Source organism: Caballeronia pedi (genome assembly GCF_001544915.2).
Taxonomy (GTDB): Bacteria; Pseudomonadota; Gammaproteobacteria; order Burkholderiales; family Burkholderiaceae; genus Caballeronia; species Caballeronia pedi.
The window spans coordinates 1-13261 of the sequence record NZ_FCOE02000009.1; the positions used below are offsets into that span (position 1 = coordinate 1).

The 13261-nt window shown below is 61.3% G+C and carries 19 protein-coding genes; 1 reads left to right on the forward strand and 18 read right to left on the reverse strand.

Annotated features, from left to right (window positions below):
* Positions 1–157: 157 nt before the first annotated feature.
* The 18 genes from AWB80_RS15390 to AWB80_RS15475 form a co-directional block, all read right to left on the reverse strand.
* A complete protein-coding gene (locus tag AWB80_RS15390) occupies positions 158–499 on the reverse strand; it encodes a phage tail protein (RefSeq protein ID WP_061175544.1) in 342 nt (113 codons plus the stop codon).
* The gene (locus AWB80_RS15395; protein ID WP_061175545.1) at positions 499–3447 is read right to left on the reverse strand and encodes a phage tail tape measure protein; all 2949 of its coding nucleotides are present in this window, start codon (positions 3445–3447) and stop codon (positions 499–501) included. The genes AWB80_RS15390 and AWB80_RS15395 overlap by 1 nt, the downstream gene beginning before the upstream one ends.
* Positions 3440–3874 (reverse strand): HK97-gp10 family putative phage morphogenesis protein, encoded by a 435-nt coding sequence (locus AWB80_RS15400; RefSeq protein ID WP_244206521.1) that lies wholly within the window; start codon positions 3872–3874, stop codon positions 3440–3442. Before AWB80_RS15400 ends, AWB80_RS15395 begins: the two co-directional genes overlap by 8 nt.
* Complete coding sequence (locus AWB80_RS15405) at positions 3858–4172, reverse strand: phage tail assembly protein T (protein ID WP_061175547.1); 315 nt, start codon at positions 4170–4172, stop codon at positions 3858–3860. The genes AWB80_RS15400 and AWB80_RS15405 overlap by 17 nt, the downstream gene beginning before the upstream one ends.
* 2 nt (positions 4173–4174) lie before the next feature.
* Positions 4175–4561: a hypothetical protein gene (locus tag AWB80_RS15410; protein ID WP_061175548.1), complete on the reverse strand. Its 387-nt coding sequence runs from the start codon at positions 4559–4561 to the stop codon at positions 4175–4177.
* Positions 4562–4564: 3 nt separating this feature from the next.
* Positions 4565–4999 (reverse strand): phage tail tube protein, encoded by a 435-nt coding sequence (locus tag AWB80_RS15415; protein ID WP_061175549.1) that lies wholly within the window; start codon positions 4997–4999, stop codon positions 4565–4567.
* 3 nt (positions 5000–5002) lie between these two features.
* Positions 5003–5323, reverse strand: a complete 321-nt coding sequence (locus AWB80_RS15420; protein ID WP_341866812.1) for a DUF3168 domain-containing protein — start codon at positions 5321–5323, stop codon at positions 5003–5005.
* A gap of 25 nt (positions 5324–5348) precedes the next feature.
* Positions 5349–5585 (reverse strand): hypothetical protein, encoded by a 237-nt coding sequence (locus AWB80_RS15425; protein WP_061175551.1) that lies wholly within the window; start codon positions 5583–5585, stop codon positions 5349–5351.
* Positions 5578–5904 carry a phage head closure protein gene (locus AWB80_RS15430; protein WP_061175552.1) on the reverse strand — a complete coding sequence of 109 codons (327 nt, stop codon included), beginning with the start codon at positions 5902–5904 and terminating at the stop codon, positions 5578–5580. The genes AWB80_RS15425 and AWB80_RS15430 overlap by 8 nt, the downstream gene beginning before the upstream one ends.
* The gene (locus AWB80_RS15435) at positions 5904–6266 is read right to left on the reverse strand and encodes a head-tail connector protein (protein ID WP_061175553.1); all 363 of its coding nucleotides are present in this window, start codon (positions 6264–6266) and stop codon (positions 5904–5906) included. The genes AWB80_RS15430 and AWB80_RS15435 overlap by 1 nt, the downstream gene beginning before the upstream one ends.
* Positions 6267–6479, reverse strand: a complete 213-nt coding sequence (locus AWB80_RS15440; RefSeq protein WP_061175554.1) for a hypothetical protein — start codon at positions 6477–6479, stop codon at positions 6267–6269.
* A 71-nt stretch (positions 6480–6550) separates the two neighbouring features.
* Positions 6551–7717 (reverse strand): phage major capsid protein, encoded by a 1167-nt coding sequence (locus AWB80_RS15445; protein WP_208635657.1) that lies wholly within the window; start codon positions 7715–7717, stop codon positions 6551–6553.
* 251 nt (positions 7718–7968) lie between these two features.
* Positions 7969–8652, reverse strand: a complete 684-nt coding sequence (locus AWB80_RS15450; protein WP_061175555.1) for an HK97 family phage prohead protease — start codon at positions 8650–8652, stop codon at positions 7969–7971.
* The gene (locus tag AWB80_RS15455; protein WP_061175556.1) at positions 8649–9941 is read right to left on the reverse strand and encodes a phage portal protein; all 1293 of its coding nucleotides are present in this window, start codon (positions 9939–9941) and stop codon (positions 8649–8651) included. Before AWB80_RS15455 ends, AWB80_RS15450 begins: the two co-directional genes overlap by 4 nt.
* A complete protein-coding gene (locus AWB80_RS15460) occupies positions 9938–11611 on the reverse strand; it encodes a terminase large subunit (protein WP_061175557.1) in 1674 nt (557 codons plus the stop codon). The genes AWB80_RS15455 and AWB80_RS15460 overlap by 4 nt, the downstream gene beginning before the upstream one ends.
* Before the next feature lie 3 nt (positions 11612–11614).
* Entirely contained in the window at positions 11615–11788 is a 174-nt protein-coding gene (locus AWB80_RS15465) for a hypothetical protein (protein WP_208635655.1), read from the reverse strand.
* Positions 11789–11790: 2 nt separating this feature from the next.
* Positions 11791–12327 carry a terminase small subunit gene (locus AWB80_RS45560; protein WP_061175559.1) on the reverse strand — a complete coding sequence of 179 codons (537 nt, stop codon included), beginning with the start codon at positions 12325–12327 and terminating at the stop codon, positions 11791–11793.
* Between the two features lie 177 nt (positions 12328–12504).
* Positions 12505–12939 (reverse strand): HNH endonuclease signature motif containing protein, encoded by a 435-nt coding sequence (locus tag AWB80_RS15475; protein ID WP_244206523.1) that lies wholly within the window; start codon positions 12937–12939, stop codon positions 12505–12507.
* A 15-nt stretch (positions 12940–12954) separates the two neighbouring features.
* Between AWB80_RS15475 and AWB80_RS43275 the strand changes: the two genes are divergently transcribed.
* On the forward strand, positions 12955–13185 hold the full coding sequence (locus AWB80_RS43275; RefSeq protein ID WP_143328050.1) for a hypothetical protein: 231 nt from the start codon (positions 12955–12957) through the stop codon (positions 13183–13185).
* The last annotated feature ends 76 nt before the right edge of the window (positions 13186–13261 follow it).

The following is a 13261-nucleotide window of genomic DNA, read 5'->3' on the forward strand; positions in this document are numbered from 1 at the left end:
TTGTCGAAGTCAAAGCAGCCAGCGAAGTGAGCGCCGCCTGTGTATTCAGCACATCGACGTTCGAATTCACCTTCGTGTTTGCGACGCGCGCGGTATCGCCGTCAACTGCCGTCGGCGGAGTGCCGAGGTTGACTTTCTGAAGAGTAGCCATCGAGATTTATGGTGCGAAGGTTTGATCGAACGTCGCCGTGATCGTGTAGACGTTTCCGTCACGCGTCGGCTCGCTCCACGTTTTGCAAACGAACAGCGCAGGCGCCGACCACAGAAGCGGAGTGAAACTAAACGACGTGGCGCCACCATGCGATCGCAAGAACGCGAGAATCGCGCTGATCGTTGCGGCGTCGTTCACAAACTGAAAGCTGAAGCTGGACGAGACGTTGTTCAGACCGTCAGCGACACGTTGTCCATACCCATCGCCGAATTGCGCCTCGCGAACTTTCGCGGTCGTGCTGCCTGACGAGCTCGCGACCGTCGGCTTCCAGATGAAGGTGTCAGCCATTACGCCACCCCGTTAGCCATCTTCCAGAGCGCGCCACCTTGACGACGCTCATTTACCACGACCGCGCGCACGGCGGCCGTGATCTTCTTCTGCAGATCGGCCGCGCCGGATTGATTTGCACTAGCGTCCGCGCCACCCTGCACGGTGACGGGCGCGTCGATATTGATGTCGCCGCGGCGCGCGCTCGATGCGCTGGCAGCCGCGCCGACAAATCCGCCGCTTGCGAATCGCGCCGCGCCATTCACGTGACGCCCTTCATTCGCTGCGTCGAGTGCGCCCACGCCGATGCGCCGCACCGCGTCCGCACTCATGACGTATTCCCCGTTCGACAGCCACGCTGGAATCGAATCAGAGGTCGCCGTTCCCGCTCCGGTCACATGGCCGCCGGCCGCGAGGTGGAAGGGCGTGGCCGTGACCGATCCCGAATAGCTAGACGCAGTCGCATCCGCGAGCGTGCTTGTGCCGGACAGTCCCAGACCCGCCGACGTCGATCCAGCCGCAAAGTACGAACCGATGGCACTCGCAGCAAAATTGAACAGGCCCGAGATCGCCGCGCGCGCCTGCATCCGCGCGATGTCAGCAATGACGCTCGTCGCGAGACTCTTGAAGTCGAGTTTGCCGGTCGTGACGAAGCTGGCGAACGCGTCTTCCATGCCTCGGAATGCGTCCTGGAACGTCGAGGCCGTCGACGCGGCGACATTTGCAGCGTCATCGGAATAGTCCGCAAGCGCGCGCCGCGCGCCGGTCGTCCAATCGGCGTTCGCTTCGCGGATGTCAGCGGAGGATTTCTGCGCGATTGCGACGGACTTGGCGTAATAGTCCTGCGTGGCTGCGAGTTCGTCGTCGTACTGCTGCTGACCGATCCGATTCTCGGTGCGCTGCTTCGCCAGATCGGCAACCTTCCGGTCATAGTCCTGACGGATGGCAAGCAGGCGCTCGAAGTCCGCGCGGTCGTTGCTGCCCATGCTAAGCCCCGCGAGTTGCGAAGCAGCCGCCGCTTGCTGCGTGGCAAGTTGCTGCTGCAGCGCATCCGTATAGACCTTCAGGTCTGCCGTCCGCTTTGCCGCGAGCTTCGCCGAATCGTCGGTGAATTGCTGGTCGTTCGCTTTGATCTTGTCCTGCGTCGATTTGACCTCGCCCGCATATTTCTCGATCGCCGACTTCTGCTTCTTGCCCTGCGCAATCTCGACCTGCTGCTGTTCAATCTTCAGCTCGTCCTGCAGCGCGTCCGCTCGCACCTTGTGCATTTGCGCGAGCGCATCTTCCTGCGTGATCACGCCCTGATCCTGAAGGCTCTTGATGTGTTCGAGCGAGGCCTTTAGCTTCGTCTCGATGTCCTTTTGCTGCTGATCCAGCGATGCGAGCTGCGCATTGATCGCATTTTGGGCCGCCGCGGAAGCAGCGCTCGCAGCAGCCTTCGATCCATTGCGGCTCTGATATTGCTTCTCGATTTCGGCGAGATTGCCCGCGTGCCGCTTCTCTGCAGCCACATAATCTGCGGCAGTCTTATCGAGATCCTTCGTCGCCGCCGCGAAATCCGCGTTTTCCTTCTTGATCGCCAGATTGCGCTGCTCGAGCGGCGTCGCGAACTTCGTGTCGTTCAGGTATTTGTTGACGGCGACCGCCGCGTCGCCAGAGGCCGCGCGCTTCGCCGCAGCATCGGCAGCGGCTTTCTGCGCCGCCTGCACCTTCTGCAATGCAGCGACTTGCGCATTCGCCGCATCGAGTTCCTGCTGCGCGGACATCGTATTGCCAAATGGCATCGCCTGCGCCTGCGCGAGACTGCGCTGCGCCTTCGCCTGCCGCTCGATGGCAGCCGTCAGCTGGTCCGCATTCGACGTGGCAACGCCGATTTGACTTATGTGATTGATCGTGTCGATCACGTCGGCCTTCAGCAGCTGCCACGCCTTCTGAATAACGCCGATGTTCTCCTGCGCGTGCTGCTTGAACTGCTCGTGCGCCTGGTCCATCCCCTGCAGAACGGCCTTATAGGCGGACGCGGTGTCACCCGTCTTGATGTAGTTCTCGATGACGTCGACCTGTGCCGCCGAGAACGTGTGGTATTGGCTCTGCAGATCCTCAAGCGCCTTCTGCGGCTCCTTCGCAAACTTGATCAGTTCCTCAGCCGCCTTGTCTGCAGCCATGCCGGTGTCTTCGGCGAATTCCGCCGTGACTTTCGTCGCGAGCGAGAGTTGATCGGCCGCGATCTGCCCGCTCGAAACCAGCGCCGTCATCGCGGCTTGGACGGTCGTGATTTGCGTGCCCGTACCGGCGATGCCGCGCGACATCTCGCCCAACTCGTCCGTCGTCAGACCGAGATAGCCGTTCGTGATTTGCGATGCGTGCGCGAGCGCGCTCATCGACGTCGCGCCCTTCGCCACCTCGTACACGAAGCCGCCAATGGCCGCGGCGACCGCGCCGATGCCGATGCCGAGCGGACTCATCACCATCGAGAGCGCATCGGTTCGCTCCGCAAGCACCAACAGCGAGCCGCCGAAGTTGTTCCACGCGCCGGTCGCGGCCTCGTGCGCAAGCACAGCGAGCTCGCGCCGCGCCGACACGGAATTCAGACTGAACTCGTGAACTGCTTTGCCAGCGCTGGACGAGGCTGCGGACGCAGCTTGGATCTGCTGGATATATCCGGAAGCGGCATCCGAGACGCCAAGCTGCGCGGCCCGCATTTCCAGCAACTGCGCGCGCGTCTTGCCGGCCGCCGCCGCCTCCTGCGCCAACGAATCGATGAAACGCTTCGTGGCATTGATCATGCGCGAGTTAACGGCGACACCGTTGTCGCGCGCTTCATCGACAGCCTTCTGCGCCGCCGTCTGACGCGCGGACGCCTGCTCTACGGACGCGGTATAGGCCTGCCAGCTCGAACGCGCCTTCTGCAGCCCAGAGGTAACGCCTTCTGAGTTGACGCTGAGTTCGTATCGAGTTTCGTTAGCCAAGTTTCGCCTCTGCGAGCTTTTTGTCGATTGCTTCGATCACTGCATAGTCCCGTGCCATCTTCGTCGCGTCGACGGCCGGACGGAAGAATGGTCGTGCGGCCATCTTCGACGTTCCGTATTCCACGAAGCGCAGGTAATAGGCTTCCGACGCCCACGTGACCACGTATGTCGCCTGGCTCCCCGGCACCGATTTCTCTGGCAGATACGCAGCGAGCAGCGAGTCACGGCCGAAGCCGATAGGAAACTTCTTCGTGCCCTGATGCCGCTCGATCCAGCCGACAGGCACGCGCCGCTTCGCTTCCTCGAGAAGAACGCTCGCTGCCGCGGCGCCCGCCGTTCGGATCGCCGACTCGCCCAGCGCATCGTCCATGCGCCGAAGCAAGTCCGGGAAACCGTCCGGATTCGATATTTCAAGCAGCTTTGGCATTTCGGGAACGTCCGAAGATAGACGCGCGCATTAGGTTCGATTGCGCAACAGGGTCGTCGAGCAGGACGGGCTCGGGCTCTTCGCGCTTCATCAGGCCGCCAATCCACGGAATAACATCGGATGGGCCCAATGGCTCCGGACGCTTCCTGGTGTCACGATTGACGTTGTATGTCGCGGCAGCGATCACGCCAGCGCGAAGATCTTCCATCTGCGTACCGAACGGCTCGATCTGGTGATAGGCGAGCCATTCAGTAAATTCCGCGCTATCGACTTCCGCCTGACAGCGCGCGACCGACATGCCTAACTCGCGGGCGAGTCGGAACCAGAAGAGCCGCTCGGGGCGGCTTCGGAGTTTTTTTCTGCATCCTCCGTCGCTTTCACGCCAAGTCCATTGAGACGCATTGCGACTCTGGCGAGGCGCGAGACCACGTCCGCGCTGCGTTGCTGCAGCAGAGGAATATCATCTTCCGTAAAAAGCGGCTGATCGTCATCGCCAACGACCGTCGCAACGATGAGGGTGCCCTCGAAGAAGCTCACCGCGCGCGGCGCGTCGCTGTTCGTCTTCTGGAACGCGTCACGCGCGAGGCCGGTCATCACGGTCACCTTCACCTGGCCGCCCCATTCAGGCACTTCGACGACCTCGCTCTTGAGGTCGTTGGTCGCAAAGATCTGGCTGCGATTCAGCATGGCTTAGGTCCCCGCCGGCACGTCGGTGACCGGGCCCGAGATCGTGAGCGCGACGGTCGAAGTGATGACTGCATCCGTGCCGCCCGCGATCGGGAACGACTTGACGAATCCATCGAACGTCGAAGCCGTGCCGTCGGGATATTCGAGCTTGAACGACTCTTTGCTCGATGCCTTCTGCGCGCTTTTCAGTGCGAGCTGGCCGGGGTCGGTCATGTCGACGTTCACATCGATCGAAAACGAGCCGTTGTCGATCAGACCGAGGCGCTTTTCTTTCGCCGTCGAGTCGAGGTCGGTGACGTCGATTTCGCTCGCGCTGCCGTCGAAGCCACTGTACGACTTGACGTTCTTGACCTTCGTCCAGGTCGGTTGAGCAGCGCCGTCCGCAGCGGTGTTCACATAGAACTTGCTGCCTTGGGCGCTCATTGCGGTGCTGGGCATGGATTACTCCTTGTACCAAATGGAAAAGTCTTGCTGACTGCCGTAAAGCTTCGTGTCGTCCTCGTAGACGTCCACTGGAGCGCCGATTGGCACACCGCGAACAGGCTCAGCAGTCAGCGCAGCACGAACCTGTTGATTGATCGATTCCGCCTCGCCGGCAGTCGTCGCCCACACGACGACCTGCACACGGCGGTTCTGCAACGCATCTGCGCCGTCAAAAGTGGTTTCGTCGACACCACCAGCGCCCTGATAAACGATGTACGGGCGCGCCGTGCCCGCAGGCGCGACGCTCGGATAAACACGGCCGCTCGCGAGCGACTTCAAAGCCGCATAGACGATCGCCTTTGCGCTAGCCATCTTGTGCCTGACCTTGCTGCGGACACTGCATGTCGACGTCGAACTCCACGATCACGATGCTCATCGTCGTGAACTGGCGCGGATCAACGGAAATCTTCACGTCGGATACGCCAGCGATATGTCGACCATCAGGAAGAACGAGTCGCTTCCCGTCGCCATCTTCGACAAGGCGCAGGCGAACACTCTCTTTCTTCCCAGCGAACGGCGCGCGCGCGACGATGCTAGCCATTGTTGTTTCCTGTGGTGCACGGCAGATCGACGTACTCGCGCCCTGCCAGATCCGGCAGCGGCGCACCGATGTTGAACACGACGCCGTCGACGACCGCGCGCATGCCGTTGGTGACGTCCGTGCGATAACGGATGCGAATGCTCGCCAACGCTGTGCCGACATCAGCATCTGACGTGAGCGTTTCCTTGCCGGTGAGCATTCGGACGTTGCCCCATACCGTCGCGACTTCCGCCCAGCCCTCGATCGGCTGCCCGAGATCGTCGAATCCGCCGCCGTTGCGCTCGATGCGCACGCGCCGGTTGAGATCGCCCGCGCGCATCAAACGCCGAGCCCCGCGCGATAGGGAAACAGCAGTTGCTTCGAACCCGTCGGTAGTTCCATGACGCTCGACGACGTGCCGACGACGACATCCTCGCGGAACGCGTAAAGCTTGCCCAGAATGAGCAAGATCGCCGCGCGCACGGCGTCGTTCACCACGATCGGATCGTCGCCAGCGGTGTCGGCGAGGACTGCCGCTGCCATATCCTCAGTCGTCGCGTAAATCTTGCGGTCGAGATAGTCGGATGCCGACTGAATCGCTGCGCCGATGTACAACGCGATGAGATCGTCCGCGACGCCGGCATCCTCGCGCAGATGCGCGAGCGCCTGCTCCGTCGTGATGATGGGCGTCGGATCAGCCATTTACTTGGCCGCCTTGCTCTTGTTTTCAGGTTCCGGCGCCTTCTTGTTGCTCGGCACCAACGCCGCCTTCTCTTCCGCCGCGCCCTCGGTTTTCACCAGGCCAGCTTTTTCGAGGTCCGCGATCACTTCCGGCGTCTCGTGCACGTCATCGCCCTTGCGATAGTTCTTGCCATGCATGAAACCGGTCGTCGCCTTCGCTTTCACCTTGCTCATGTCCGTCTCCAAAAAGAAAACCGCCTCCGGAGAGGCGGTTCTCAGTTTTTACGCAGCCGACGCGCGGCCGATTACGACACCAGACCGAAGTCGCCCTTGGTGAATGCTTGCGGACGATAGACCGCCAAGCCGAGACGCTCTTCAGCCCGGATGGTGACCATGTTTTTCGTAAAGTTGTCGGCATCTTCCGTCGACACCATCACGTTGGCGTCTTCACGATCGAACACCTGCGCGCCGAGCTTGAACGCGCCGACGAGGAACGCATCGACGTCCATCGCTTGCGTGTTTACGACCGGACGGCCCCAAAGCGTCGGGCCGGCGATCGATTGCGGATTTGCGAACAAATACGCGCCATCGGTCGTCTTCGTCAGCTCGATGCGGGTCCAGTCCGTCGGGTTCAGAACGATGCCGGTGGCCGGAAGTTCTGCGAGTTCCGACTGCAGAAGCGCGAGGCGCAGCATGTCGATACTGGTCGCGTCAGCAAGCGCGAACGGAGCAGCGTAAGGCGTGGCCTGCGTGTAGATGCCGTTCAAATTGCCGCCAGTGCCGGAGCCCTTGAGCAGTTGCAGCTCTTCGACATAAGCGAGGCCGTAACGCAGGCGGCCGTCGATGTACGAAGCGAGCATCGCCGCATCGTCGAGAATTTGCTTCGACGCCTTGACGAAGTGCGCGATCGTCGCAACCGACGTCTGTTGCAGGTCGAACTTCATCGTGGATTCGGCCTTGGCGGCACCTTCCGTCGCCTGGATTGCAGCGTTGTTCGTGAAGCCGGTTTCACGAACGTATTCGATGGCATTCGACGTCGTACGGCCCGGCGTCAACAGGTCGCGCACGGTCATGCGGCGTTCCGGCGGAGCGATGATGCCCTGCACGCGCTGCGTTTCGACCAGCGCGCCGGCCGAACCGTCCGCGTTCGTGGTGAGGCTGGTGATGGCTTTCAAAGCCATGCGCGCTTTGCCTTCACGAGCGGCCATGACCGCCTTGATGGCGTCATTCTCCACGACCAGTTGGCCAAGCGACTTCGCCTGCTCGCCGCCTTCGCTACCACGACGCGCGAGCTTCTGCTCCGCTTCGTTCAGACGCGCCTGCAGTTCGCCCTGCTTGATCAGCAGTTCGTCGACGGCCTTTTTCGTCTCGGCGCTGACATCGCCGGCGTTTTTTGCTTCCTTCAACGCGAGCTCGCCCGACTTCTTGACTTCGTCGCCAATGCGCTTGAGTTCGGCAGTCACCTGCTCCATGACCTGCTCGGGATTGTCGCCGCCACCCGATCCACCGTTCTTGCGACGGAAGCCCTCCGCCGCCGCGATGGAACCGACGCCCGCGAGCGTCCACACATGGTCGCCGATTGCGCCCAGAATGTCGCCGTGCTGCAGCGCGTGCTGCACGACGATCGATGCGGCGTGAGCATCGACCGCGAAGACCATCGCGAGCAGAACGCTCGCCGCCATGAAAACCTTGCCCAGAATAGTGCGTTGCATGTTGAGTTTCCTCAGAAAGAGAGAGATTTGAGGCTGTCCAGCAGCCGATTGCCTACATCGTTCGCCTCGCTGCCAGACTCACTCTGGAGCAGGTGCTTCAGCCCGCGGTTGGCGATCACCGCAGACTGCGACTTCGAGAAGCCTGCCTCACGCAGGAACCGCTCGAACTCTGAAAGGGATGGCATGCCACCGTGCGCGATGACTGACTTCACCGCCTCGATTCGAGCGTCTGAATTCGCCGGGTTCGTCACGATGCTGATTTCGACCAAGTCGAGTTCGTTCAGCGTGCGCACACCGGTTTTTTCGTTGTAGCTGGCGTTGATCACGTAGTAGCCGATGGAGAGGCCGGTGATCGCCTTGGCCTTCATGCCGCGATACGCGATCTTCGCGTTCGGCGCATCGTCTAGCCATAGATCGCCGTCGCCGAACAGACCGTGATCGTCCTCTTTCAGACCGGACCACGAGCCGATCGGTGTATAGCTGTCGTGTTGCCAGAGAATCGGAAGCGCGCGACCGCTCGATTTCAGTTCGGCGAGGCTCTTATCGAACGCGCCCGGCGCGACGATCTCACCATAGCTGTCGACGTTGCCGAAAACCGAGCCGTATCCGGAGAATTGGCCTTCGTCGTTCACTGCTTTCACGTCGAGATCGAACGCGCGGACCTTATAGCCGCCCTTTCCGTTCTTGCGATTCATTTTTGTTCCTCGATGAGCCAGTTTTTCAGCGCGTCTTGTGCGCTGGCGGCGGCAGACTGCTCGCCGAGCTTGTCGATCGGCAGAAGCGCCGATTGGACCGTCAGAACGGCTGCATTACCGCCCATCGGCGGCAAGTTTTCCTTCACGCGGCACTCGTCGCGCGTCATGAGGCCGTTTTGCGTCATCGTCGAGTAAAAAGATGCGCGCCCGGTACTGTCAGCGCGCAAAAGACCCTCGACTGAAAACTCGGCGTAGTACTGCTTGCGTTCCGTGGTCGTCAAACAGCCCTTTTTCACGGTCTGCTCGATCCGTGTGAGCCACGGACGCAGTGCGAACGACAGGAAACCGAGCACCTGCTGCTCAAGCCCGGTTCCCCAGCTGGTCGATTTCTCGCTGTGGCCCACCATGAACGGCGGCACGCGGAACCAGCGGCAGATCTCTTCGACGTTGAAAGACTTCGTTTCGAGCAGCTGCACGTCACCCGGATTCATGGTGATGGCCTGATACTTCATGCCGGCCTCAAGCACCATCGTCTTTCCGGCCTGCATTGCGCCGCCGAACTGCTCGGTCAGACTCGTGCGAATCTCGTTGCGCTTCTCTTTCGGAAGCACCTGGTCGGTCGACAGCACGCCAGACGGGCGCAGACCATTCCGGAACACGCTGCTGCTCGTCTTGTTGGCCGCCGTGGCGTTGCCGAGCACCTCGCGCGCATACGAAATCACCGACAGTCCCATGAACCCGTCGAGACTGAAGCCGCGAAAGTGCAAAACATCGTCTTCCGATAGCGTCACGGTCGTGCCGTCGAGATCCTGATACTTGTACTGCAGCGCGCCGTTGCTCAGCCGCTTCACTTCCGTGCGCTGCGGCAGCATCGGTTCAAGGCCGATGATCACGTTGGCAGAGCGCAACTTGCGCGCGTAGCCATTGCCCCATAGCAACATGCTTGCGACGATCACTTCCCAGAACTCGACGGCGGTGTTTTCCGCGTTCGGCTGGCTGTGAAGGATGTCGTAGAGCTGGTGCGTCGTCGCGAGCGTGCGAGTGCCGTCCGATGCCTTCTTGTAGAGATTCATCGGCAGCGTCGCGATCGTCTCCGCGATCAATCGCACGCACGCCCATGCCGCCGACAACTGAAGCGCCGAATCGACCGTGACAGTCTCGCCGCTCGACGAATTCATGCCGCCCCATGCGGCCCAGAACGAGCCGTCCGTCAACGAAATGGGCACGCCAAGCCACTTCAGAACGCTCGCCTTGAAGCGTCCTGGCGACTTTTGCTTGTCCTGTTTCATACGATGATGGGGTTCTCGAAGAAATCGTTGATGCCCGCGAGGCTCTCAGGATTGAGTGCCATCAGCGAAATCGCATCGAATGTCGCCATCAAAGGGTCGATTTTTCCCGTCCCCGAGGCCTGTTTTGTGATGTTCACGGCGTTGCCGACCGGCACGATGCGCGCATTTCCGACGCACCACGCCATCAAAGTCTGTCCGCCGTGAATCAGCACGCCTTCAGCGAGCTTCCGCTCTGCGGTTTTGATCGCGCCAGACAGTTTCCAGCCTTGCGAGATGCCGATTACCTTGTCTTGCGGCACTTCGGCCTCGACAAGCGCGTCGAGCACCCCGCCTATGCCGGCCGGATCCGCGCCAACACGATCAAGAAGCCCCGCGCGCTCGATGCTCGCGACAATGTCGGCGACGTCGGTTACGTCGTCGCCAATCTGCGCCACTACCGTCAGGTCGCCTTCCTTCTCGAAGTCGTGCAAACGCGACGCGATCTCTTTGCGCCGCTCGAAGACTGACGGATGCGCCCATGCATGCGTCCACAGCAGCCAACGGCGCGTCTCGCGCTCGCGACCGATGACGGCGAGGCCCAGCAAATCGTCCAGGCCGCCGCCGTCGATGCCGACGTCGATTACTTCGCTACGTTCGATGAGCTGCTCAAGCGAGATGCGCGGCGCGCGCGCGGCGCTTTCCCAGAAATCCGCACCCGCCCAGCGATCGCTGCGCAGCGCGAGGCCGATTTCGACGTTCGCATGCTTCGCGAGGAAGCCGCGAAACGACTCTTCGCTCTCGGTTTTTGCCTTCGCAAACTCGCGTTTCAGGAACGCTTCGTCGACGGAAAACCCAAGATTCGGGTTCACCATCGCGAGGTTTTCCGCCAGCAGGTGCTCTTTGCGCGCCACCATCTCCGGCGGATGCTCGAAGATGACGGGCACGAAGCACTTGTCGAGCACCTTGCCGTCGCGCACGTCGCGCGCGTACTGCAACTTCTGCTTGAACACGCCCGCCGGCGGATCGTCGGACTGCGTCGTCAAGTAAATGACGAACCCTTCCGGGCGCGACGCCAGGCCGCCGATCGCTTCGCGCAGCATGTTCTCGGCGTTCGGCTGCTTGCCGAACAACCACACCTCATCGACCAACGTGCCGACGCTCTTCTTGCCGCCGACCGTGTTCGAATCGGCCGCCACCACCTTCAGCGTCGCGCCGCTCGTGCGGTGCGTGATCGTCTTGATGTGCGTCTGCACCTGGAACAGGTCGTCGAGCTCCGGCTCGTGCTTGACCATGTCGCGGCTCGGCGCGAACGAGTTGTTCGCCACCTCGATTGTCGGCGCCAAGATCGCGTATTCGGCCGACATGCGCCAGTTCAGGATCATCGCCGTCATCATGATCCCGGCTGCCAGCGTCGACTTGCTGTTCTTCTTCGGGATGCACACAAACCACTCGGTGATCAACCGTCGGCCGCTCTCCGCGTCGTATGCACCGAAGATCGATGCGACTAGATCGAAGACCCAAGGCGCGCACGACTCGCCGAACGTCGGGCTGCCCGGCGCGTCGACGATCTTCAGTTCCTTGAACACCGCGAGCGCCTGCTCGGCCTGCTCGGGAAATATCGGCGGCGGAATGATCGACCGCCCCGTCTTGAGCCGCTCGGCCCAATCGGGACATGCCGTCGACCATTCCATCAATCAATTGGCCCAGACGTTTTCGCCGCCGGCTGCCAGATAGCCGCTCTTGATCGTGTCGCGCACGTTCGGCAGGCTCTCGCGGAGCGCCCTCACATGCAACGAATCAGGCATAGGCATGCTCAATGCCGTAATCAGGTTATCGAGCGTATCGATTGCCTCGGCGATTTCGTCCATGGTCATTTCCGGTTGTTGACGATCAGCTTCGGCGCAGCGAGAGATGCGAACTTACTCGCGGCCTTCTCGGCAGCCTGCGTCTTCGCATCCTTCTTGCCGCCCTCGCCGAGCTTCTGGTGCATGAAAGGCATGAGGACCTGCGCGGCCGTCACGCGCAGACGCGGCTCCGTGCGGCCGTCGTTCATCGCGGCCAGCAGAAACGCCTTCGGATCCGAAAAGCGCGTCATCGCGTTCAGGTCGAAGCCCGCCGCGCGCGCCGCGCTCGCCATGGCGTCTGCCGCGCTCACCGCGTCGCCATCCACGCCTTCGTCGGAATCTCCATCGGTCGGCAAAGGCGCTTTCGGTGACCGCGCGGCCTTCGCGCCTCCTTTTTTGCGATGGTCCGACAGGTACGCGGTGACGGCCGGGTCTTTAACAAGACGCGATCCGGCAGCCGATGCAGTTTTAACGCTGTAGCCTGCCTCGACAGCCGCGTCCTTATTGGACTTGCCGGTCAAAACAGCGTCGGCAAACAGCCGTTTTTTCGCTGTTAAAGCCATTAACAAATCCTTAAAAGGGCGATTTTTTCTGTCCGTGCGGGAACGGGCGGTCTAGAGCCGTTTTAGGCTCAGACTATTGGCCCACCCCTCCCTATCTATCGGTATATTTTACAATCTGCTGAAATTTTGAGCAGACCGGCAAAATATCTGCCGATTTCGTTTGTTTCACGCAACGTTTCACGAGATTTGCTGCTCGATCCGTTGCTTTTCGGCGCTGTGGTGCCGCGCGCACAGGCTCTGCCACCTGCTGCTGTCCCAGAAGACCTGCATGTCACCGCGGTGCGGATCGATGTGGTCAACGACCGATGCGTACGGCAGCGCAATGCGCCGCTCGGAGCACGCGAGGATGGTCGCCTCGATGCTCGTCGCCGTGATTCCAGCGTCACGCAAGCAGAAAGCACAAAAGGGATGCGCGGCAAGGAACGTCGCGCGTGCCTTCTGCCACTTGTACCCGTAGCCGCGCTGCGTGCTGCTCGTCTTATCCGTGCGCCATGAACCAGGCTGCATCGTTGCCACTCGTGCGGCTGCCTGTTGCAGGCGCGGCTTGAGCGTTTGCAGTTTCGGTCGATTCATTGCGCTGTAGAATCGTTGCGCCGGATCGGCCCGGCACATTCAAAGGAGAATCGCATGTCAATCGGCGGACCAGCCTTTCCAGTTCCCGACGTACTCAACTCAAATGGGCAGATCCAGCCATCGTCAGAAGCTGGCATGACGCTTCGAGACTACCTCGCTGCGCAGGCGCTGATCGGCTTGCTGAGCAGGCCGGTAGGGACTACCGTGATGCAGAATCCTCAGCAGCGGTTTGCGGAGACCGCCTATGCATATGCTGACGCGATGATTGCTGCGCGCGGCAAGTAAAAGCAAAAAGCCCGCACGGCGCAAACCGAGCGGGCTTTTCTTTGGGCGAGCGAACGCCCCACGCGCGAAATAGTAC